Source organism: Planctomicrobium aquicomposti (assembly GCF_051466325.1).
Lineage (GTDB): Bacteria > Planctomycetota > Planctomycetia > Planctomycetales > Planctomycetaceae > Planctomicrobium.
Map to the genome: position 1 here is coordinate 2,502,781 of NZ_CP195792.1, position 23,257 is coordinate 2,526,037.

Consider the following 23,257-nt stretch of genomic DNA (forward strand, 5'->3'; position numbering starts at 1 on the left):
CGCCAATCAAGTCAGACCAGGAGGGTTCCAATGTCCGCTCAGCGATTCCGGGTTGCCACGCTGCTTCAGTCTACTCCGCCCGGGACTTCGGTTGAAATCTCGGGCTGGGTTCGTACCCGGCGGGACTCGAAGCAGGGCTTCTCCTTCATCGAATTGAACGATGGTTCGTGCATGGCCAATCTGCAGGTCGTGGTCGACGGGCAGGTTCCCGGTTATGCGGAAACGATCAAACAGGTTTCCACGGGAAGCAGTCTTCGGCTCCGGGGTGAATTGAAAGAGTCCCCGGGAGCCAACCAGCGGGTCGAACTGCACGCTTCCTCCCTGGAACTGCTGGGAGGGGCCGACCCGGAAAAGTATCCGCTGCAGAAGAAGCGGCACAGCTTCGAATTTCTGCGCGAGATTGCCCATTTGCGTCCCCGGACCAACACGTTCGGGGCGATTGCCCGCGTCCGCAATTGCGTCAGCACCGCGATTCATGACTTCTTTCAGGAGCGTGGCTTCCTCTACGTGCACACGCCTCTCATCACCACCAGCGACTGTGAAGGAGCTGGCGAGATGTTCACGGTCACGACCTTACTCGGCGCAGAGTGTGAGTCGAAGGGTTTCAAACCCGGGTACCTCGACTTCACAGAAGATTTCTTCGGCAAGCGGGCGTCGCTGACAGTCTCCGGTCAACTGGAAGGGGAAATCTTCGCCTGCGCTGTCGGCCCCATTTACACATTTGGTCCCACATTCCGGGCCGAGAACTCGAATACGACACGTCATCTGGCCGAGTTCTGGATGATTGAGCCGGAGATGCCGTTCTACGAGCTGGTGGACGATATGGAGCTGGCGGAGAGCTTTATCAAATTCATCGTGCAGCGCTGTCTGGACCGCTGCGGCGATGACTTGCAGTTCTTCAATGACAGGATCGACAACACCGTCCTGCAGTCGTTGAAAACGATTCTCGAACACGACTTCAAACGAGTCTCTTACACCGAAGCGGTGCAGCTGCTTGAAGCGAGTGGGAAAACGTGGGAATACCCGGTCTCGTGGGGCATCAACCTGCAGGCCGAACACGAGCGCTGGCTGACAGAGGAGCATTTCCACCAGCCGATTATCGTGTACGATTATCCGCGGTCGTTGAAGCCCTTTTACATGTATTGCAACGACGACGACAAAACCGTCCGTGCGATGGACGTGCTTGTCCCGCGCGTCGGCGAAATCATCGGGGGAAGCCAACGCGAACATCGGCTGGACCGACTGGAATCACGCCTGATCGATTGCGGCTTGAATCCGGAAGATTACTGGTGGTACCTCGACCTCCGCCGCTACGGAACCGTACCGCACAGCGGATTCGGCCTCGGCCTGGAACGCATGATTCTGCTGCTGACCGGAATGCAGAACATTCGCGACGTCATTCCGTTTCCACGGACTCCCAAGAGTGCGGACTTCTAGCAGCCCGTTGAATTTCTCTCCGTGTTTGACACCCCTGATCACATCCTCCTCGTGTTTGCGCTGGCGGGTTTGATCCTCGTCCACTCCGCTCCCACACGGCTCACAGAGCCGGTGGCACCCCAGGTTTCACTCACTCAACCCGGGCACCCGGCCTCATAAAGAAAGAGGGAATGGACTCCCCGAATTCTGAGTTTCACGATGAAACGCCGGTAACTGCGAGGTTTGTACTTGCGATCGTTTGGAACGGGGCGAGTGGAGCTATTGGCGTAAATACTTAACGATCGGCAGTTAGCATTACAAACAGTTCGCAGGCCACACAACGTAAACTCGGTTGACACAACAATCGACACAGATTCGAAAGTACGTCTCTTTGGCTTTGAACGAGGCGGGCAATGAAGAAGACGTTCGACCAACTGCGGCTGTCCCCTTCAGAGGCCTAGCTTCTGGATCACCAGCTGACATCTCCCAGTGAAGCGTATCGCTCATACGTTGTACTGGAACCCATTACCCACCAGGGAATCACACGAGTTTCTGTCACCGCTCGTGACGAAAACATGAATGTCCTTTGGGGCCTTCGGTTCCGTAGGTCTTCCAACGTTTCAGCTGATAAAACGCAGGTTGTCGACGGAAGTCGTTGGTGCCAAAGAGTGTTGCAAGAGAGAATGGAAGCAGCGATCGATCGCCACGATTTCCAGATTTTACAGACTTTTATGAAGGATTACTAAGGATTCTCGGACAGTTTTCGGACAGCGATATCAATATTCGGTCTCAAAATTCTTTGCACTCTTCTTTGCTTAGCTACAAGACGTCTCTGACGGCTTTTTCTGTTTGTAGCGATACCCGCTTTGGGTTCTTCCAAATCGCCTTGTTTAGGCCATCCGTATCCGCTGTTTTCAACGACGAGGCGCTGTACAAACAAACTGCAACTCCAATCCAGAATACAGATTGAGACAATAGCGGAATGTCGACCATTTTCCACCCATTGCTGGCCCTGATTGCTTCGGTGACTGATCGTGAGCTGGCCCGGTATGTCGAGTTCCTGAAGGAAGAGAACAAGATTTTGCGGGCACGCATTCCTGGGCAGGTGCATACAAAGCCGCATGAGCGGGAACGTCTATTGGCACTGGGAAAGCAACTGGGACGAGCCATTGAATCGCTGCTGACGATTGTGAGCGTCTCGACGTTCTATCGCTGGCTACGGGAAGAGGGAGGACCAAAGCGGAAGAAGAACCCCAAAGGTGGCCAGCGGAAGCCCAGAGAACTGCGCGAACTGGTGATCCAGATCGCCAAGGCAACCGGCTTTGGGTACACACGGATCATTGGCGAACTTAGGAAGCTGGGCATCAAGAAGATCAGCCGTCAGACGGTCCGCAATATCCTCAAGGAGGAAGGAATCGTCCCCGGTCCAGATCGGACATCAGACAGCTGGGACAACTTCATCGAGAGGCATGCGAAGACACTCTGGGCCGTGGACTTCTTCAGTGTCAAAACCGTGACGACACAAGGGTTCAAAGAGATGTATGTGCTGGTCTGGCTGTGCATGACCACCCGGGAAATCATCGTCTCGGAATCCACGCAGCATCCGAACTCCGCATGGGTGACGAAACAGGCCGGACGGTTCCTTGATCAGACGCTTAGCCGTGACGAAAAGCCAAGCATCGTGATGCACGATCAGGACACGAAGTTTACCAAGGAATTCATAGAAAAACTGAAGCAGCACGGTGTGCGGAACAACAAATTGCCCAAAGCCAGCCCGAACTTGAATGGACGCTGTGAGAGTGATCTGCGTCAAATTTCTGTACCAGGTGCTATGAAGGTTTGTTTGGGGAATCTCCGCTGTGCCGGCGGAGTGAGGCCGTAGGCCGAACGCAGCTGGCACAGCGGGCCGCGCCGGGGACCGTCCCCGAGCACTGGGCCGCGTACTCGGCCGGGGTCGCATACCCCAGTGAGCTGTGCGGTCGGTGATGGTTATAATCCTCTCTCCACGCCTCGGTCAGACGCTTTGCTGCCGACAGGCTCTCGAATTCTTCCAGCCCCAGGAACTCGTCTCGCAACCGGCTGTGGAAGCTCTCCGCGTAACCGTTCTCCCAGGGACTTCCCGGAGCAATGGACAGCGACTGGATCTTCAGTCGGCCCAGCCAGCCCCGAATCGCTTTGGACACGAACTCCGGCCCATTGTCGCTACGAATGGCCTGGGGCACGCCCCGCATTGCAAACAACTCCGCCAGCGTGTCGATCACATCTTCGCTGGTCAGGCTCCGGGCCACCTTGAGCGCCAGGCACTCCCGGGTGTACTCATCCACTATGCTCAGCCACTTCAGTGGACTCCCGTTCGCTGTCCGGTCGAACACGAAGTCCCAGCACCACGTGTGGTCCTGGTGCTCGGCCTTCCGGCGCTGGCAGCCGTTCTCGCTGACTCCCAGGCCGCGGCGTTTCCGCCGCTTTCTCGGCACTTTCAGCCCTTCCCGACGCCACAAGCGATACACCCGCGTATCGCTGGCCCGCCACCCTTCGTTCCGCAACAGACTCCCGATCCGGCGGTACCCGAACCGGGGACGACGCCCCACCAGTTCCCGCATCCGTCTGGTCATGGGGCCTTCATCACTCCGAGGCTGTGACTCGTAACGCTGGCTGCTGCGCGGTTGATCAACCACTTCGCAGGCCCTGCGCTCCGACACCTCGAACGTCTGCTGCAGTTCCTTCACAGCGGCTCGCTTTCGAGAAGGGCTTACCAGTTTCCCTGCTGAAGATGCTTCAGCATCCGGTTGTCCAAGGTCAGCTCAGCGACCACTTCCTTGAGATGCTTGTTCTCGTCTTCCAGTTGCTTGAGGCGCCTGGCCTCCTCGGACTTCATTCCGCCGTACTGGTTCTTCCACCGCAGGTACGTCGCCCAACTGATCTCCAGAGCCTGCAGTACCGCAGCTTCGTCCTGGCCGGCGTTCAGCATCGCTTCGGCGTCCCGCAGCTTCTTGACAATCTGCTCGGGCGTATGCCGCTTCCTTCGCTTCGTCGTCATTCAAGGTCTCCTTCGCCCCCTCCGGGGCCGCTGGAAACCTTCATACCATCTGGATCAGGTTTTCAAAGGCAGGCCAAGAGGGCGATTTTCACCCTGAAAAATGAGTGCCTTCGTAAGTTCATTATTTTCGGCAAACGGCATCTGGACCATCTGCTGTCGGAGTTTACGGAATACTACAACACGACCCGATCCAGCATGGTCAGGGATCACCTTCCGCCAGTTCGCAGCGAACCGGAACAGGTCGAAACAGTCAAACTGGACCAGATCCGCGTGAAGTCGTACGTTGGCGGGTTAGTGCAGGGGTTTGAGAGAAAGGCGGCATAAGGATTGTCGGTCATCATCTGCTCGGGCATGCTCGATGTCACGTTTCCAGAGGAGTATTGCCATGGCCGATCACGATGATGTCTTTGCCGGCAAATTTCCCAATGGGTTTTCCATTCGTGATGAAGCGAATGCCCTTGTGGCCCTCGCGTTCCGGAACGGCCCGCTGGAAGATCTGCATGCAGGGAAGCACTCGCCGCTGCTGGACGATCCGTCTTTGAGCCGGATTACCGATGCCGAGATGAAGGTCTTGATGATCAATGCCTGCGAGAAGGTCGAACAACTGCTCAGGTTGAAACAGGACGATCCGACCGAATACGACCGTACCGTGAAGTCTGCCAGTTTCATCTACTGCCTGAGCTGGGAGCGGTAAGGGGCAGGGGGCATTCGGAGTGATTTCTTGACAGTTGCTGGGGAATCATGGCATGGGATTCGGGAACAAGGAGAATAGCCATGCCCAAACGATCGCAACCCGAACCGAAAGAATCCACACCAGCCCATCACAACGGCCCTGCTGCCACACTCCGTCAGGGGAACCTGAAATGCGTCATCTGGCGGAATCAGGGAGAACGAGGAGCCTGGTACAATGCCGAACTGGTCCGCACGTTCAAGGACGAAAGCGGATACCACGACACGAACAAGATCCCGGCCGATGATCTGTTGAGAGTGGCGTTTCTCGCGCAGCAGGCATTTGGCAAGGTTCAGGAACTGCGAGCAGTTGACCGCGAAGCTTCCAATTCCGATGGATCAGATGAACCCGCTCCGTACTGAACTGGCCCACTGTGTGAAATCATCGAATCAATCATTGGGGTTAAACCAATTTTCGATTTTTCTGTTTCAAATTTGAGGATGTGACCAGTCTTAAATCCGCAATTCCTTCTTTGTGATCTGTTACCCCTTCCGATTCGTCTTGTTCTTTGACTTTGCTTTTTCCTTTGATCGTCCGGCTCGCTCCAATTCCGCATCGGTCGGATAGCGGAATGCGATTTCACTCGGCTTCGCTGAGGCGACGATGAGCGAGAGCGTATCGCCAGCCTGCTTATCTAATGGAACTTCGTTGGTATTCTGCACCGGACCGGAGATGCCAGTTGCGACATGCCTTGCCTTCCAACCACCCTTTTTGGTTTTCTCCGTAAGTAATACTGCTTCAACGGTGCCTTTATTAGGCGTTGGCAAATCGATTGATTTTTGAACTTGCACCTGTGGTACTGTTGTTTGAGTCTTGGCTTCTGCTGATGAAGCTGCTATTTCCGAGGATGTTTCAGCAAAGCGGCCGTAGCCAACCGAAGTCTTTGCTCCAGCACCGAGCCATTGGAGGGCTGCCTTGAGCCAATCCTCGACGATTGGCAGGTATTCGTTAGCCGCTGGAGTTCTGGTGGCGAAAGAGAACAGGAACGGTGTCCCGACAGCGACAACCAGAAATGGGATTGGCACCGGACTGATCCAGTCGCCCGGTATATGCCCCTTTTGATAATAGTCGTCATAGTGAGGGGTCATCACATCGGCTTCTAACCGCACTGACCGCGTCGGCAGGGCGTCAAAGATGATCACGGACCCGACTTTTCCCTTCTGGTTGTCCTTGATATCTCCAGCCCCGAGGATTGCGTCGATCTGAGACCTGCGCTCCTGATCATCCTCCCAGTCACGCGCCCAAGCCCGCAGCAATCCCTTGATACCTGACCCCGGCAAATACGGAACGCCGAGTGTTGGATGCCAAGCAAACCCGTTTTCCACCGGATGCTCTTGCCCCAGCCCTGTCACAAAACGGCTTTCTGAATGAAGCTGCACGCAAACCCCATTCAGACTTTTCTCCACCATATCTTTTTGGCGACCAACATGCTGAGCAATCAACGATTGATCGCCGATCGGACGGCCGTTTGCCAGTTGGCTGATCCACTCGGCCTTTTGCTGCGCTGGAAGTGTCCAGCCACTTTGCCATTGATCGCAGAACTTGTCGTACCAAAGTCCGGCGTTAGAACAGTCAGGTTCGTAGTTTGATGCTGAATCACGGTAAAGAGGACGAACCATTTCACGCCCCCTTTCCTGAAAGATATGCTTGAGCAAACTTCTTGAGCCATTCCAGATAGGCCAGCGATTCGGATTGGGCACGAATGTATTCAGACTGGCCGTGGCCGATCACTGCATCAATCAACTCTTCCGCATCGTCCGGATACACCTTTGCCTCCTTAAGCAGCCAATCACTCAAATGATCATACAGGCGGCGGTGAGCACTCGTGTTCGTATCTTTATTTTCGGCTTTGGCCAACAGCATCGCACATGCCTGACCAAGACCGCTCATGACGATCGTTGCAGGCAGACTTTTTACATTGGACAGATATTCCTCACGATACTTAAGAGCCTGCTTTTGTTTCTTTTCATCAGCTTGAGCGTCGACGATTCGCTGTTGAACAAAGGATTGTACATCTTTGACTCGTTTCAGGGCGTGCTGCGCTCTGTATTGATCGCGAGTGAGGAATGGGCTGCTGTTGGTCAATTTGCACCTCCTTCCTGCGGCGTACTGAGGGCGAACCATCCGTGGCCGATGGTTTCGTTGCCGCCAACCTGTATGTAGGGCCGTTTTTCGAACAGTTCTTTGACCTTGTCCAGGGCACCTGCACTTCGTTCCGCGAGTAACCAATAGAACAGCGAATCCGGAGGAAGTGTTTCCTCGTACCAGAGATTTTTGCTCGTCTTATTCTTCTCATCGAGCACATTGCGAGCATTCACGGACAGGCCGTACCGTGCAAACCAGGCAAAGCTTTCATCTGAGACGATAGCCAGTTGTTTGCTGAGTCGAGCAGCGGCTGTGTCGTGGGCGAAGAGAGGACGGAGAGTTTCAATCAGCCCATCTGGCAAATTACCAGCGTAAGCAAACTGCCGTTCTTCCAAAAACAGCTCCCCCACATCTATGCCGAGATACTTCGGTGGCTGCTCGGCAACATCTTCGAGGGCAAGCGACCGGAGTTGCTCGTCGATATCCAGAGTTCGTTTTCGATCCCGGCTATATCGTTCGATGAGATGGGGGCACGTCAGCCACATGTAACTGGACGTCAGACTTCTTACCGGCAACAGCAAAAGCCGGGCGTCAGAGACGAGTAGTCCACCTGCATTGTCATGTTTTCCAAACACGTCGTTACGTTTGGATTCATCCCAGTCGTAATCCCGTGCCATTCCCAACAAGGCACCTTTCATTCCCGATCCCACGATGACCGGGTAATCGGTAGCGGCCTCTCTGGCAACTGGCAAGTCGACAAATCCGGTGGATTGCCCTGCTCCGGGATGGATGGGTGACTCGGCGAACAATCCATACAACATCGTCTTCATCAGGTGTCTCCCTTGCTTGTCGGCCAAGCTCCGATTGCGATTTGCCCCAACCCGTGGGGCTTTCGATCGCCAATGGTTTGTCCGTGCATTTTCAAAAGTGAATCCAGTGCATCGGGGCGAGCCAGTTCACAGAACCAGGTTGATCCGGCTGGTAGATAGGCCTGTAGCGGTTCCGGCTCTCGATGGACAGAGTTCCAACCACCGATCCGAATCGGCTTCCCGATACAAGCCGATACGATTTTCGCCCCTGATAGACTGTGGAGCATTTCTCCCGGCTGTGGATGCGTCTGCTGTCCTGTCGAAGTTGCGGGCAACAACAACGGAGTCAGGAGACTGACTGTGAAACGTCCGGATTCACTGATTTTCTTGACAGGGAGGTCTGGCAATGGCCTTTCTGATTTTGCAGTTTCGCAGTGAGCGAGTCGCGACTCGCCACCGAAAGCGTTCAAATCGGGGATTGTCCAGTCATCAGGGATCCCATCGACCCAGGTGGCGAGTTTGACCTCTTTGTGAAGCCGGATAAAGGAAGGGCTGTATAGTTCGCCATCTTTGGCAGCACGGGAGTTGTGATCTCGTGCCAGCCCCACTCGTGATTCGGTCTTCCAGAGTTGATCAGAATGGAAAAGGGAACTCTGCTCGGGATATTCTCCGCGCAAAATCCGGCTGTAGCCATTAACCGTTACCCATACTCCGACTGGTTCTTTGAGTAGTCCCTCTTTGGAATGACTCTGGGGGACGGGAAAACGCACATGTCCCAAATCACATTCCAGAGTCGCCTCAGACGGTGCGAGGAATGTCGTTGGCTTCCATCTCACAGCATTGGGCTGCTCTCCCGAGCCTCCGAGGAGGTGTAAGGGAACCGGAAGAAGTGTTTGTTGTTTGCGCGTTACAAACGGTCCAGTAAAATGGAGAGCCCCCAGATTGTGGGCACCATTCCCTAGAGTGGAATGGAGATCATTGTTCCAGGCTCCTCGTCCATTCCAACCTTGACCTTGTGCCAAAGCGGCACGAACGGTCCCGATTACAGTGGGAGCGTGAGGCGGAAAAAGGCTCCGTACATCGGTCTGCCCTGATTCGCCCAAGTGATACGGGCGGCCATCCCGAAAGAACCAGGCATCCACTGGAGTGAATGAGAGTATTCGTGTGTTCATACCGTCGCCTCCTCTCCTTCACTGGCGAGGAAGCGAGCTACCAGTGGACCGTCCATTCCCAATGACCACTCGTCGATGTGAGTTTGTTTGTCTTTGTCGCGGTAAATACGTCGACAGACCGTTGTCAGTAATCCCAACAAATCTTTTCCGCCTTCGGGGGGCGAATCCGTTTGCTCATTGGCCTGGCCGTATAGACTACTGACACGCAGGTACTCCGCTCTGAGAAGAGCTTCCAGGTCGATCCCTTCCGGAAGCTGTCCGAAACACCCCGGCTCGCTCAACGACTGGTCTGTCAAACGCGCAAATCGCTCCCGAATCTGATACAGGAATCCAGACGACAGTTCGCCGGGGCGGTCTCCTGTTCCACACAGATGCTCGGCAAGTGTCATCAATACGGTCGGTAAGTGAAGTTCTTTGTGTTTCCACGGAGCCGACCATTGGGCAGTGATCCCGGATGATTTCATGACGGCGATCGCGAGGCTGTCCCGGCCCGTTTGATCCTTGGCAATGTCATCCAGCAGATGATGAGCTGATCCCAAAACTTCGCGGAGCGGAGCACGAAATGGACAATAGACGACAGCCGCTGAAATTGTAGCCTGTTTAGCAGTCTCGGAATCACAAGCGTCAGCAAACGACTGCCGATACAGATCCGAAAGAGCGGTTGCACAGCCAAGTGCGTTTGGTACCGGCATCATTGCCAGCACGTCATCACCACCGCAGTAGATGGTCACTCCGTCATGCTCACTCACTGTGGTCGGAACCCGATCGGCAAACAAACCGAGCGCACGTGTCACGGACTGTTCGTTTTCCGGGGATTTCTTTCTGGCCTCGGAAAGCAGCCCTCCCATTGAATCGCCGTCCATCAGCAGCAATGCGTAGAAGAAACTCGGACGTGATTGAACTGTTTTGTATAACGCATTGAGTTTCGACAACAACTCGCCACGAACTCTCGCTTCATCCTCTTCAGGTAGTCCCAGCGGCATCCCCTTGGCGTTGGACAGTGCATTTTCGTGAAAGAAGTTGCCGTCCAAGTGGAAGAAGTCGCCCACATTCGGAATCGAGTTGAGGGAACGAATCTTCGCGTTTTTTTCTCCAAGCGGTCTTTCGACTTCTTGAGTGATTGCCGTTGCATATTGTTTTGCTGCATCAGCGTGAGACGCTCCGGCCTTACCCAGCCAAGGGATGGCAGCAATATAAGGTGTCGATGGCCAGTTGGCCCCTTGCAGGTCAGTGCCAATTACATCCTTGGCAACGAGTGGAAACATTCTCTTGATGACAGCAATCGCACAGAGGCGTTCGTCTTTTCCCAGATGCATACCGCCGAGTTTCTCCCGAAACTGCTCCCAGAACTTGTCTTGATCTTTCCGTTCTTTTGACCGGATGAATCCAGAGAGTTCCTGAAAATCGCCCATCATCGTGCAGTGATCGCCCGGTTCGGCAGTGACCGGAGTCGTCCGCCAGTTCTTGCGTTGGGCTAGCGGATCAAACAGGATCGACGAATCCGATGACGAAATCACCCAACTGATTTCCCAGAAGTTTTCGACCTGCCGGGACCAAATCGCTTCGGCTTCGTGCGAAAACAGATCCCGTTTCTGTTGCGCACGATGAGGAACAGACGCAACCGGCTTGCTGGAGGTTGCGAACTCGGCAAGATATCGACTCCAGACTGCATTGGCGATTTTCTTCCACGTTTCATCGATCGCATTCTTGGCCGCAGCAGCGGCGGTCTTGCCATCAACAACATCAGCCACAAATCGGTTCGGCCAGCGGCCATGCCGTGTTCCAGAAACCGTCCCTTGTGTCACCGCTCCATCACCCTGATCCCGATAAGGCAAGATGATCTTGTTGCCATTGCCAGAATCTTCAACAGCCTGCATCGCCACCTCTGCCAGATGCGAAAGCAGATAAGAACTGGCCCATAAGTCCCGCGTCCGGCGCGACTGTGCCACAAACGTCTGAACCGGGCCAATCGTCAAGTGAAGTCGCGCTCGTTCAGCCATGCTTCACCTCCACGACGGTTCCGAAAGGTTCCTGACGCTGGTTTTGGTCCAGCAGGCGATTCAGGAAGCCGCTTACGGGACTCCAAAAGTTTTCGTCCGCCAACACAACGGTGCGTTTCTCCCAATCTCCCGAACCGCGATGACGACGCTCTCTCTTCCCCACCGATACTCCACCTGCCTCACGGGGAAGGAAAATGGAGGGGATAAACGTAAGAGCTGCGATGGGGACTGATTGATCATTGACTTGATGAACATGAATAAATAGCGGGCTTGCTCGTCGATCGTATCCTGCCGCAGGTTCAACATGTTCTGTGGTTGATTTCCCATAGTTGTGAGGCAAGCCGAACACGATTCGTTCCGGATAATTGTTTCGATTTTTCCAATCCTTCTTCATAAGGTCATGATCGCCCTTGAAGTTTTCTTCTCTGTCCTGATTACGAAGCACTTTTCCATTCCTTCCCCAACTGCGGTAACGGACCATTTCGCGGCCCACGCGATCCAGCAACGCCAGTGACGTTCGGTCCTGTTTATCTGGATTCAAAATGAGGATGCGTGATGCTGGCGAAAACGCCGTCCACTCTGGGAGGTCGTTGAATACCGCGTCGTCGGCATTACCTGTTTGAATCTGGCTGGAACCAAGCAAACTGCTGAGAACCTGAACCAGTTCCTGAGTGTTCTCAGGCGGCTTCCAGGGGGGCGATTCCCCATCAAGTGACATCAGCGTCAAACTGCCGTAGCCTTTACGAGCTTTGCTGCCCAATCCACCCAGCAATCCCAACACTTTGATTGCCCGCTGAACTTGATTTCGTTGCTTTTCCGACACGCCGGTTTTATACAACAGTTCTACGGTAAAACTGAACGGGGCAAGCAGACAGGAACGAGTGAGTTGAGCTGCTTTGGTCCCCTTGTTGTGGCTGGCGAAAGCCTCCATAACCCCATATCCAAGATACCGAGCACCTTCACCCACCTCGCGATTTGAATCCATCAGTTGTTGTGGGGGGCGACAGACGGTCTGACCAGCATCCGTAGGAACGAGTCTCATCAATACTTTGGATTGGCCAACGTTCTCGTCACTGCTGCCAAACAGGGCCGCTTCCTCTTGGCGAAGTTGTCGAACGTCCCGACAGCGATCCCTGGCCAAAGCCCGCCACCAGAATCGAAGTGCCCCCTTGAAACTGGGAAGCCGCAACTCCGCCTGTTTCGGGTCCGCTCCACCGAGAAACATCGGCGTTGTCACGCGATACGTTGCACTAATCGCGGCAGGTTTTCCTTGTGTCATGACGTGAACTCCCGCTGAGGATTATGCTGTTCCGAAATCGACGTCAATAATTTGGCCGTCATGGTAATCTGGATGATGTGATGCAATCACGACTGCACCAAGTCGAGGGTCGTACACGGCCACTGCCGCCGCAGCTGATCCATGGAGATTGTGAAATGCCATGCCGTATCGCCAAATCGGAGCACGCCCTTCGATCACAACCAGGCTTCCGCGAGGAATTGATGGTACAGCCGGAAGCGGTTGGTCAGGCGTGATTGGTGCATCGACCCCAATCGAATACCGCACAATGTTTCGGTTGCTCATGCGATTTTCTCCTTGAAGTCGCTCCAAATAGCTTTGAGTTCAACAGCAATTTCCCGAATGGCCTTCTCAATCTCTTCTGGAGTCTTGGGGTTTTTCCGAAAACCTGCATGAAGGACATCGTTTCGAAGATTTGCCAGATTAAATGGCTCATTCCAAATTCGAGCGAGTCGTTTGCGAAAGTCCATGGCTTGCCACAATACTCGCCGTGGAGACTCCCTCTCAATTTCTCCGCTCACCTTGTTAACGCTTTTACCTCCTCTTTGAAGCAAGAATTCCATATCTGATCGTTCATCATGATCCATCATGTCAACGTCGAAATAGACGCATAGAAATGAAGGAAGCCACTCGCGTGCAAGTGCATATGCTTGAACGAATTGTCGTCGTTCAAGATACCAATCCACCATTTTCAATTGAGCTTCGAGTTGTTGCTTCGGAGATGTATCATCGATTGAAAATCGCCCGTAGCTCTCGGAGATGTGGTTCAGCATCTCAGCAAGTGGCGGGATTTCATGGGAGGCTTCCTGCGCCGCCTGATGGACTTTGCTTTCCAATTCCGATGCGGATTGGGTGACCACAGGCGGCCGTAGCAAGTGCAGGCCGTCAGAGAGTTGGAGAATTCCGTTTCTTAATTCCCCAATTGCCCCGTCGGCATCAACTAATAACCCCGCCAAAGGCCGTCCGTATCCTGTTTTCAGGAAGTGATCCGAAGCAATCATCCAGTCGAACAAAGCCAGGAATGACGTAAGTTCAAAAACCGGACTTTCGTTCTTCTCTTTGTCACGAGCCTCGTAGGCTCCATAGACCAGATGTTCGACCGTGACGTCCTTTGAAGATTTCAGATAGGCAGCGACCAGCAGTCCCAACAATGGCAGCGACCGAAACCCATGTGTGATATCAATAGCCAATTGGTCATGTGGTTTAACGCTTTTTACAATCTTGTCAAAAATCTTCCAGAGATCTTCTTCCGATGCCCCATCGACAATATGCACAGGAGTGGCGTTGATCGACTCTTGCAGTTCACGCCAGTTATCATGCTTCTCTGCGTCCGATGTCAGAAAGACGAATATCTCCTCTGGTTCAAGCCAATCGGCCAAGGCGAGAGGGAAAAGACGTGTGTTTTTACGCTTCCCTTTTTCTGCCCAAGTGTAGGTCGTCGGCAAATAGTTGTTTGTGCCGAGAAATGTTAATAATTTCACGTTGTATTCCTGGTATTCCTGAATAGCCGGAAATCTTATACGTCGTAGTATGACTGCTGGGGCCAAACGCCCCTATCTATTTCCCAAAACCAACCCCGCATTCTCCGGGTCATACCGGAACTCACCAATCGTCCCGTCTTTGATTTTCTGGATCGTTTCGTCGATTGCAGTCAGCGGAACCAGGAACCATTCTCTGGGTTCCACTTGAGAGCCGAAGCGGTCTTTCAGTTCGAGGTCCAGGCGGGCGTTGGCGAAGAACTTGTGAATCAGGGCTTCCAGGGCTTTCCGGTTGATGTTGGCCAGCTTGTATTCCGCCACGATTTCCACATCCGCCAGCAAGTAGGTCGGATCTTTTTTCGCGTTGGCGATCCGCTTTTTTACGCTGCCGCCAGTGACGCCGATTTTGTGAATGGCTTTCCGGTGTTCAGCGATGAAGGAGTGATCGGACAGGCTGCGGAGGACGTAAACGTAACCGGTCGCCTGATCCCCCTCTTCTTCGTTGTCCAGGAATAATGGGCCGACATGCTCCCTGTCGGTGATGCGGCGGCTCGCTTTGTCCTTGTACAAGGCCCGTTGCAGGGAGCGGAGGAGCAGGTCGCTTTCGGTGCCGTTGTCGTAAATGACGCGCAGCCGGTGATCCGTTTTTCCGTAATCGGTGACGAACTCCTCCCCCACCTTGGCTACGAACACCTTCTGGCCGTCCAGAATGAAGAGGTGCCCCTCTTTGATGGCGGCCTTTTCACCGTATTTCACGGTTTTGCGTTCGCCTGCATCCAGTTCCTGCTGAACCGTCTCGAACAGCGGTTTGAAGAGGTGGAAATCCGGGCATGGAGTCCGTTGGGCAACCTCTTCGGCCGCGTTGATCTCCGCTCGCGGCCGGACATGGACAAGGTTGGTGATGTCACTGCCAGAATCCGCAGCGACACCTAACTCTGCCAGTAGGTCTTCGTCGTCCTGTTCCTGCTCATCGTCTGGAGGGGCTGACCCGGCATCTCCCAACAGTCCCTTGGAATCCAGGTCTTTGAGGACTTCGCGGCATTCTGCGGAAGCCTTGATCTGGTCCAGCCGGACGGCGTACAGCCGCTCGAAGATGTCCCGGCCTTCGCCGTGTTCCGGATGCCTGCCGTGTTGTTCGATGAACCGTTCGATTTCCTCAAAACCAGCGATGATGCGTTGCTCTCTGGGAGTACGACCGCCCGTTGAAACCGGTTCGGTCTCGACTCCCAGTTCATCCAGCAAATCGTAATCGTCGTCGGTGACCTGTTGCTTTTTCTTAGCCATTTTTGTTCGCCCTCGCTTCTCGCTGGAGGAACGCAATTCCCTCCGCCATCCGTTTTTCCCACGGATCAGCAGCGGTCAGTGAAGGCAGTCGCCCTTTCTCCGCTTTGAATCTCAAGGCCCGTTTCGCCAGATCACGGGCATCCTCCAGCGTCATCGTCACTTTCTTGGCCGTAATGATCTCCGCCACCTGACGGAGCCGTTCTTCGCTCATCGACTTGGCCAAAATTGCATAGGCTTCTCCGAACGGATTGATTCGGTCAATCAGATCGATATCCAGTTCCTTCACCGACAACGCGAATTTCCGCACACCGTCAATCAGCGATGTGTTGCGGGCTTCGCTGCTGTCTGCTTCGACAAGAGCTTTCTTCGCCTGTTGAACAAAGTTCAGGGCAGCGACGGCATGCTGACGAACTGCTTCCTGATCCTCATCATCGAGGTTCGGGAACTTCTCTTTGATGATCTTTCCCATGCGAACCTGGGTCAGTTCCTCCGGCACCAGTTCTTCATCGAACAGCCCCCGTTCAATGGCCTGTTTGTCCTGAACGAAGGCCGTCACCAGCTCCGTGAGATCTTCGCGGCAGATGCGTTCCGCTTCCTCGCTTTTCGGTTCCGCCAGCCCTTTGATTTCCAGTTGAACCGTACCGGTCGTCGGGTCGACGCCCACATTACATTTGTTGGGATCGTAACCGCCGTCTCCGTAATCCAGTCCGGGCGTCGCCGTGTTGGTCGGAGTCTTGGGACGAAACTCGAAACGGGGTGCCAGCACCTGTTCCATCAACAGACTGGCGGCAATGGCCTTCAGCGTGTCGTTGACCGCTTCGACGACGGCGGCTTCCGTGGCATCCGGCTCGGCAATAAGGTTGGTAAACCGTGCCCGTGTCTTGTCGGGAGCATCACGCGTGGCTCGGCCGATGATCTGAACGATCTCTGTCAGGCTCGAACGGTAACCGACCGTCAGTGCGTGTTCACACCAGATCCAGTCAAAGCCCTCCTTGGCCATCCCCAGGGCGATGATGATGTCCACATGGTCCCGGTTGTTTTTCTGGGCCGGGTCTTTGAGAGCAGTAGAGACCTTGTCCCGTTTGGCGGGGTCATCATCCACGAGATCAGCGATCCGGAGGACTTTTCCGTCTTTGGTTTTGACCAGTTGGAAACCGGTCTTTGCGTCAGTTCCCTGCCAGTCTCCCAGCTCTTCGATGATGTGTTCCACCTCCCGGATCTTGTCCTTCGTGCTCTCCTTGGAGTTCACGTTCGGGATATGCAGAATCGTTTTCTCGGCCGGGTTCAGAACATTCAGGATTTCATCGGTGTAGCTGCCGGAATAGAAGAAATACCCGATATCAAGCTGCTTCAGGTACTGATAGCCGTTGAGCTGTTCGTAATAGGTGTAAGTCACCGTCTGGAATTTGGACTCATCCTCTGGATGCAGCACCGCTTCCGCATCCCCTCGAAAGTACGAACCGGTCATGGCGACCAAGTGGGCCTTGTCTCTGGCCACAAACTGCCGGACATGCTCCCCCAACCGGTTGTCGGGATTGGCGGAAACGTGGTGGAACTCATCGACGGCAATCAGCCGGTCATCGAACGCTTCCACGCCGAATCGCTCCACGGCAAACCGGAACGTCGCATGCGTGCAGACCAGCGTCTGGTCTGTACTGTCGAGGAATGCCTTCACGGAATCGACTTTGCCACCGTTGTCGCCACCGGGGGCATTGCAGAGATTCCACTGCGGTTTCACTTCCCAGTCAGTGAAGAACCCGAACTGGCTCAGCGGTTCATTATTGAAGCTGGAACCGATGGAGCGTTCCGGGACCACGATGATCGCCTGCTTGACTCCCTGATTTTGGAGTTTGTCCAAGGCAACGAACATCAGCGCCCGGCTCTTTCCAGAAGCGGGAGGCGACTTGATGAGTAAATACTGCTCGCCCCGTTTCTGCCAGACACGTTCCTGCATCGGACGCATACCGAGGGCGTTCGATTTTGTGGACCGTCCATCCTGAGCATATTTAACAGAGACGGAGGGAATTGATTTACTGCTCATGATCACGGCCCTTCTGCTTGTTCTTCTTCAACTCGTCCTCCAGTTGTTCAATCTCCTTCAAGTCCTCCGCATCGGCTGCCAGAGCTTCTGCTTCCCGCCGGTTCTGGTCGAAGGTCTCGAATCGTTCATGAACGATTCGCTTCATGTCGTCATGGCTCACTTTGCCAGCCCCTTCCAGGACCGGCCGGTCGTTGAATTGCAGGAGCTTGTCGACATTGTCACGCCAGTAATCCAGCGTCAAATCGTTCCGCTGCTTCACCCGCAGTTCCGCCTGTTCCAGAAAGATCACCACCAGACGGTTTAACGTATCGATTTCGTCCTGGCTCAAATAATTTTTAGCGGTGATGACATCCTGCTTACGAACCCGTGATCCACTCCAGCTGGTCAGGTTCATATTCGGCGAGTTTGGATCAGCCCGTTTGAGGACCAGTTCGGCGGCTGTGTGACGAGTCACCGCATAGAGCAGCTTGTTCTGCACTTCCGCGAAGAACAACATCGTTTCCTGTTCTCGGATTTTATAATCCGAACTCAGAGCGAACAGATCCCGGACCTTCTGGTAGAACCGTTTCTCCGAAGCCCGAATTTCGCGGATGCGGGCCAGTAGCTCATCGAAGTGATCCCATCCGCCGGGGTTCTTTAGGCGTTCATCATCCATGACGAACCCTTTGACGATGAATTCCCGCAGGTGGGTGGTCGCCCATTGGCGGAACTGCGTCCCACGCGGGGAACGGACCCGGTAGCCGATCGCCAGAATCAGGTCGAGGTTGTAGAGTTGCGTGCGGTATTTCTTCCCGTCGGCGGCAGTTGTCAAGGATTCCTTGACAACTGAATTCGGGGCCAACTCCCCCTCCTTGAAGATGTTTTTGGCATGCAGGTTGACGTTCTGCTTCGTCGTCTGAAATAGTTCCGCAATCTCCAGTTGCGTCAACCAGATCGTCCCATCTTTGACGCGGAGTTCCAGCCGGGTCTGGCCGTCTTGGCTGGTGTAGAGAATCAGGTCACTCATTGTTGATCCTCCATTTTCCACGAGCGGCGGGGTTCATCCCCGTCGTCTTTGTTCGTATCCCGGCCGTCCATCCAAACCACTCGATTTTCAATGACCTCTGCCAGTTTTCCCGATTGATTTGCGGTATACCGAATCGTTTCAAGCACCGATCGCTCTCCCCGACGCAATCTGTCGCTCCCTCCAGATGTCCACCAACGACGGGATTGACCCGCCGACTTGTTCAAATCCGACTGTGTGACACCTTTGAGGATTCGTCGCACCGCTGGTCCATCGGTCGGACAATTCGACAAAACGACATGCACATGGTTCGGCATTACCGCTGCCCGCAGAACGATCCACTCCCGTTTCTGGCTCAGATGCACCAGAGATTTTGCGACCACGATTGCCTGTGATTGGTTCAGCCAGACAGTCGGCCACTTTTGAAGCGAGCGGGCCCGTTCGCGAGTGTATTCGTCACCATCTGCATACGGTGTCCCGGGTCGATTCCGCTTCGGGTCGAATCCGCCAGTGGGATGCCGTTTGTTAGAAACATGCCCCCGTTCATCGCCGGGAAGCCAAGTCCCATAGGTTGTCCATGTGAAGAACATCGCAAAGAGTTCGTCACTCATGATGAACTCCTTTTACGGCGGGGTTGAACCCCGCCGCTCTTCTTGGCGGTCATCTGAGTGTACATCTCGAACAGCTTTTCCAGCCGTTCAGTGTCGTTCTTGAACCGGCGACCGATGTAGATCCGTTCCAGCGTCTCATCATTCCGGTCATGGGCTTCGCGGAGATCGTCCGGCATCTTCTCCGGATCGTAGAGATCAGCAATCGTGGCGGGAAAATGTGATTCACGGGCCAGAAGAATCTCTTCCGCACAGCGGGTCAGATCGGCTTTGTTCTGCTCGGTAAGAACGGGAACCGGGAACGTGTTCCAGCCGAGCGTGTTGGAATAGCGATAGTCGGTTTTCATTCGCCCGCAAACGGTCGCAATCCAGACCAGATGCAACTTGGAAGCGATGATCGCCATGTTCCAAAGCGGCGCGTCGTACAGGGCGAATAGCAGATCGCTGACAATCACCCTGCCGTCCAATAAATCAACTGGAATGTATGGCCTCTTCTCTGACGACACCTTCGCAACCGCAAGGGAGTGCCGATGTGCGGTCCCTGCAATCTGAACAAACCTGTGTGGTTTCAGTGCAAATTCACGCGTCGACGCGGCGACACTTTTCGATCGAACTTTTGCGACGGAATCCAATACGGTCCGAAGAAATGGATGTTCCGTTGCGTACTCCGCCTTTTCATCTGGAATCCAAACGCACCAGCGAGTTTTCCCTTGAATCATCTCCTCTGATCCCAGATAGGGGCGGACATATGGGGATAGCTCCGGGTAATCGATTAAAACCTTTCGGCGATCGTCGCTCGCCATTACGAAATGGCCACCATCACGGGGCATATTCCCAAATAACATCGAAGACAATCCTGCTCTTGGTTCTCGTGATGGTTCAATCCAGACCTGCGTATGTGGCACAAGGTACGAATTGATTTTGTCCGAAACACGAATATCAATCGAGCCGTCGTCACTTGCGTAATATAATTTCCGCTTGTTCCCTGGATTATTAGAAATGCCGATTATCACTACAGTTACACCCGCATTGTGGCTCGCAAGATTAGCCCACTTGAAACTGGTGTACGCAAAAGAAATCTCGCTACCAGTATCAAAGATCAACGGCCACAGAATCGGAACCTGCTGCCCTTGGCAGATTGAGTTTGTGGAGACAAAAGCAGTCGCTGAATTCGTGTGCGTTCCATAATCTGCCGCTTTCATGAGCCAGCCGCAGACGTAGTCAAGCGATTTTGCATCCTTTGTTCTTCCGGCACATACATCTCGGATGTCTGCCTTTTGCTCAGCCGTTTGCCACTTACTTCCTAAGTACGGCGGGTTTCCACAAATGTACGTCTCGCCCCCTTCGTTCTCGAACTCCACCTCCGCCTGATCGACCGGTTTACTGAACAAGTCATCGGCACGGTGTTTCACTTGCTCCCCGGTCGGCGGACAGATGCTGAGCCAGTCGAGCCGCAGGGCGTTTCCGCAGGTGATCCAGTTGTTCGCTTCCAGTGGCAGGAACTCCGCCAGAGCCAGCTTCTCCCCGCGATAGAGCACATCGCACTGGTATTCCGCGATGATCAGCGCAAGTCGGGCAATCTCACATGAAAAGTGTCGGATCTCGATCCCCCGGAAGTTCGTCAGCGGGATGTCCGAACGCCGGTCTGCCTCGCTGCGACGCTTGTTGATCTCCGCTTCAATCGCCCGCATCTCCTTGTAGGCGATCACCAGAAAGTTCCCAGAACCGCAGGCAGGGTCGAAGACACGAATCCGGGCCATCCGATTCCGCAGATTCAGCAGCTTCCGGGTATTGTCGCCCGCTTCTGCCAACTTCTCCCGCAGGTCATCCAGAAACAGCGGATTGAGCACTTTCAGAATGTTGGGAACGCTGGTGTAGTGCATCCCCAGTGCGCCCCGTTCTTCATCATCGGCCACCGCCTGAATCATCGAGCCGAAGATATCGGGATTGATCTTCGTCCAGTCGAGATTGCCGACATGCAGCAGATAGGACCGGGCAATCTTGCTGAACTTGGGAACGGTTTGAGCGGCGGGGTTCAACCCCGCCGTTCGTCCGAACAGCCCCCCATTCACATACGGAAACTGATCGGCCCAACTGGGGAGTTTCGCGGCCTTCCGGTTTTTCTCGTTCGATTTGACCTGCATCGCCCGGAAGATTTCGGAGATCACCTCGTGGGTGTTCGATGAGTCCTTCGCGCTGAACTGCTCGACGGTGGCAGTGAACAGCGTGGGCGACCGGAAGATGTTCGTATCTTCCGCAAAGAAACAGAAAATGAGCCGGGCAAAGAAGTGATTCAGTTCTTCCCGACGCTCTTCGGTGTCCCAATCGGGATTGGTCTTGAGCAGTTCGACATACAGCCGGTTGAGTCGGCTGGTCGCCCGGATGTCGAAGGCACTTTCATCAATCTGTCGAACGGTCGAGATCCCCGCCAGCGGCAGAAAGAACGTGAACCGATCGGGAAAGCGGGTGTATTCGCTGACCAGCGTTTCACCATCAATCAAGCGTTCCGACTCCAGCGTGACGCCGTCTGTCGCCAGAATGTACTTCGCCTTCTGCCGGGCCGTGGCGGGACTTTCCCGGAGAGCTTTCAGCGTGTCGGTCACCTGACCTTCGCTGCAAACTTTGATGTGGATGTTATTGCGTTGAAGAACAGCCCCATCAATGTCTGTGTTATTGGACTTTCCGCTCTTCAGAATCTTGATCGTGGTGGCTTTATTGCCAAAAGCTTCCAGAAAGGCATATGGAAATTCCGCCGCATCGAACGGGGCTTCCGCAAGTTCAGAGACAGCTTGCTCAATTTCGACTGCATTCATGTCCGCACGAAATCCATAATGATCTATCAATAACCTTTGCTTGGCTCCGCCGAGCGAATACCCGCCTGCTTATCGGCAAGATCCTCTAGGGCGGAAAGTTTACCGCCAAAAATGGGGTTGCTGAGTTCAGCGAGACCGCCATCATATAAGACATCCGCCCGTTCACAGAGGAGGACAGTCTAGCAAGGAACTGCAATACTGACAATGAGTTACGCTGTCTCACTCAGCGTCAAAAATTCGGTAGCAAAGCTTCAGTCAGGCAGATTGAATTTCCGCAGAAAAGGCTGCAGTCGTCCATGGGGAGAAATCGCTTTCGTGATTGAGAATAGAGGGTACCTCGCTCTGGAATCAGGTTGAAGTGCGACGGTTTATCGCAAGCATGATGCCAGATCCTGATGCTGATGTACATGATTATAGAACACCTCATGAGGTGTTCTATAATCGAGGCACTTGCGTGGCGTGTGATTGACGTGCTGACTGATTGCACGCAGATCGGCCGCGCTCAACTCGTTGACGTTCGTGTCGCCCGGCAGATAGCGGCGAAGCCTTCCGTTGGTGTTCTCGTTCGTTCCTTTCTGCCACGGCGCCTGCGGATCGCAATAGTAACTGCCATGCTCGACATGCCGTTCCAGCATGCCCCATGCGCTGAACTCAGGCCCACGATCGAACGTGATGGTTTGCCTCGAATGGCGGGGAAGGGCGCTCAGATGGTCCCTGATCTGGCCCATCACCGTCATCGATTTGCGGTGCGGATTTTTGATGAGTACGCAATACCGGCTCTTGCGTTCAACCAGACAGGTAATGTTGGCTTCGCCATAGTCTTTCCGGAAGATGATCAGATCACCTTCCCAATGCCCGAAGTCGTTTCGATCCTTCACGATCGCGGGTCTGTGCGAGATGCCCATGTGCTCGGGAATGCCCCGATGCCAGCGAGGCTGTCTGCGAAACCGCTTGCGGCGGTTTTTGAAGCATCGCTTCAGATACCGGTAGAGATTCAGGGCGCGACCTTCGGCACTGTAGATGAACGCGTAGATCGTTTCATGAGACGCGTAAAAATCAGGGAAGCCCAGACGCCGGAGATGGCCCGCAATCTGATCTGGTGACCACAAATCTCGCAGTCTTTGGATGATGTAATCCCTGAGCTGCGGTTGCCGAAGCAGTTTGCACAGCTTTGCTCGACGCGCGGCCGCCATGTCGTGCGCATTGACATGGAAATATCCGTTGTTGAAATGATCCTCATGGTAAAAACTGTTGCGTCGGACTTCGCGAAACAGCGTCGAGCGGTGGCGACCCAGGATTCCCGCGATCTCGGCTTTGCTCTTGCCAGCCTCCAACAGCTTGAAGATGGTCCGGCGCTCGTCCAGGCTCAAATGACAGTAACTTTTTTTCATGCAACTTTCTCCTTCCTAAAACCCTCCAAGAAGGGCACAAATCAGCGAAAGTCGTACTTCATTTTTGATTCCACACGCTGTTTTCCATAAGAG

General features: G+C 54.2%; 18 protein-coding genes and 1 pseudogene. 4 read left to right on the forward strand and 15 right to left on the reverse strand.

Annotation, left to right across the window (positions count from 1 at the left end; genetic code table 11):
- The first annotated feature begins 30 nt into the window (after positions 1-30).
- Both asnS and SH664x_RS09665 read left to right on the forward strand, forming a co-directional pair.
- On the forward strand, positions 31-1,437 hold the full coding sequence (gene asnS / locus SH664x_RS09660; RefSeq protein ID WP_437207026.1) for an asparagine--tRNA ligase: 1,407 nt from the start codon (positions 31-33) through the stop codon (positions 1,435-1,437).
- 961 nt (positions 1,438-2,398) lie between these two features.
- Complete coding sequence (locus tag SH664x_RS09665; RefSeq protein ID WP_437207028.1) at positions 2,399-3,298, forward strand: hypothetical protein; 900 nt, start codon at positions 2,399-2,401, stop codon at positions 3,296-3,298.
- Between the two features lie 55 nt (positions 3,299-3,353).
- On the opposite strand, the pseudogene SH664x_RS09670 reads toward SH664x_RS09665, so the two are convergent.
- Positions 3,354-4,453, reverse strand: a pseudogene (locus tag SH664x_RS09670) (IS3 family transposase); the annotation flags it as partial.
- A 385-nt stretch (positions 4,454-4,838) separates the two neighbouring features.
- Between SH664x_RS09670 and SH664x_RS09675 the strand changes: the two are divergent.
- Together SH664x_RS09675 and SH664x_RS09680 are read left to right on the forward strand one after the other, a co-directional pair.
- Entirely contained in the window at positions 4,839-5,147 is a 309-nt protein-coding gene (locus SH664x_RS09675) for a hypothetical protein (protein WP_437207030.1), read from the forward strand.
- A gap of 80 nt (positions 5,148-5,227) precedes the next feature.
- Positions 5,228-5,545, forward strand: coding sequence for a hypothetical protein (locus SH664x_RS09680; RefSeq protein ID WP_437207032.1), 318 nt, complete (start codon positions 5,228-5,230; stop codon positions 5,543-5,545).
- A 120-nt stretch (positions 5,546-5,665) separates the two neighbouring features.
- On the opposite strand, the gene cmr6 is transcribed toward SH664x_RS09680, so the two are convergent.
- From cmr6 to SH664x_RS09750, 14 genes are all read right to left on the reverse strand, one after another.
- Positions 5,666-6,802 (reverse strand): type III-B CRISPR module RAMP protein Cmr6, encoded by a 1,137-nt coding sequence (gene cmr6 / locus SH664x_RS09685; protein WP_437207034.1) that lies wholly within the window; start codon positions 6,800-6,802, stop codon positions 5,666-5,668.
- A 1-nt stretch (position 6,803) separates the two neighbouring features.
- A complete protein-coding gene (gene cmr5 / locus SH664x_RS09690) occupies positions 6,804-7,268 on the reverse strand; it encodes a type III-B CRISPR module-associated protein Cmr5 (protein ID WP_437207036.1) in 465 nt (154 codons plus the stop codon).
- The gene (gene cmr4, locus SH664x_RS09695; protein WP_437207038.1) at positions 7,265-8,098 is read right to left on the reverse strand and encodes a type III-B CRISPR module RAMP protein Cmr4; all 834 of its coding nucleotides are present in this window, start codon (positions 8,096-8,098) and stop codon (positions 7,265-7,267) included. The genes cmr5 and cmr4 overlap by 4 nt, the downstream gene beginning before the upstream one ends.
- Complete coding sequence (locus tag SH664x_RS09700; protein WP_437207040.1) at positions 8,098-9,249, reverse strand: type III-B CRISPR module-associated Cmr3 family protein; 1,152 nt, start codon at positions 9,247-9,249, stop codon at positions 8,098-8,100. The genes cmr4 and SH664x_RS09700 overlap by 1 nt, the downstream gene beginning before the upstream one ends.
- Complete coding sequence (gene cas10, locus SH664x_RS09705; RefSeq protein ID WP_437207043.1) at positions 9,246-11,249, reverse strand: type III-B CRISPR-associated protein Cas10/Cmr2; 2,004 nt, start codon at positions 11,247-11,249, stop codon at positions 9,246-9,248. Before cas10 ends, SH664x_RS09700 begins: the two co-directional genes overlap by 4 nt.
- Positions 11,242-12,528 (reverse strand): type III-B CRISPR module RAMP protein Cmr1, encoded by a 1,287-nt coding sequence (cmr1, locus tag SH664x_RS09710; RefSeq protein ID WP_437207045.1) that lies wholly within the window; start codon positions 12,526-12,528, stop codon positions 11,242-11,244. The genes cas10 and cmr1 overlap by 8 nt, the downstream gene beginning before the upstream one ends.
- Positions 12,529-12,549: 21 nt before the next feature.
- Positions 12,550-12,831, reverse strand: a complete 282-nt coding sequence (gene crn3 / locus SH664x_RS09715; RefSeq protein ID WP_437207046.1) for a CRISPR-associated ring nuclease Crn3/Csx3 — start codon at positions 12,829-12,831, stop codon at positions 12,550-12,552.
- Positions 12,828-14,027 carry a TIGR02221 family CRISPR-associated protein gene (gene csx2, locus SH664x_RS09720; RefSeq protein ID WP_437207048.1) on the reverse strand — a complete coding sequence of 400 codons (1,200 nt, stop codon included), beginning with the start codon at positions 14,025-14,027 and terminating at the stop codon, positions 12,828-12,830. Before csx2 ends, crn3 begins: the two co-directional genes overlap by 4 nt.
- 72 nt (positions 14,028-14,099) lie before the next feature.
- Positions 14,100-15,308: a GIY-YIG nuclease family protein gene (locus tag SH664x_RS09725; protein WP_437207050.1), complete on the reverse strand. Its 1,209-nt coding sequence runs from the start codon at positions 15,306-15,308 to the stop codon at positions 14,100-14,102.
- Positions 15,301-17,349, reverse strand: a complete 2,049-nt coding sequence (locus SH664x_RS09730; protein ID WP_437207051.1) for a DEAD/DEAH box helicase — start codon at positions 17,347-17,349, stop codon at positions 15,301-15,303. The genes SH664x_RS09725 and SH664x_RS09730 overlap by 8 nt, the downstream gene beginning before the upstream one ends.
- Positions 17,339-18,355 carry a virulence RhuM family protein gene (locus tag SH664x_RS09735; RefSeq protein WP_437207052.1) on the reverse strand — a complete coding sequence of 339 codons (1,017 nt, stop codon included), beginning with the start codon at positions 18,353-18,355 and terminating at the stop codon, positions 17,339-17,341. The genes SH664x_RS09730 and SH664x_RS09735 overlap by 11 nt, the downstream gene beginning before the upstream one ends.
- Positions 18,352-18,963: a hypothetical protein gene (locus SH664x_RS09740; RefSeq protein WP_437207054.1), complete on the reverse strand. Its 612-nt coding sequence runs from the start codon at positions 18,961-18,963 to the stop codon at positions 18,352-18,354. The genes SH664x_RS09735 and SH664x_RS09740 overlap by 4 nt, the downstream gene beginning before the upstream one ends.
- The gene (locus tag SH664x_RS09745; RefSeq protein WP_437207055.1) at positions 18,960-21,773 is read right to left on the reverse strand and encodes a class I SAM-dependent DNA methyltransferase; all 2,814 of its coding nucleotides are present in this window, start codon (positions 21,771-21,773) and stop codon (positions 18,960-18,962) included. Before SH664x_RS09745 ends, SH664x_RS09740 begins: the two co-directional genes overlap by 4 nt.
- A 368-nt stretch (positions 21,774-22,141) precedes the next feature.
- Entirely contained in the window at positions 22,142-23,164 is a 1,023-nt protein-coding gene (locus tag SH664x_RS09750; RefSeq protein WP_437207057.1) for an IS30 family transposase, read from the reverse strand.
- Positions 23,165-23,257: the final 93 nt, after the last annotated feature.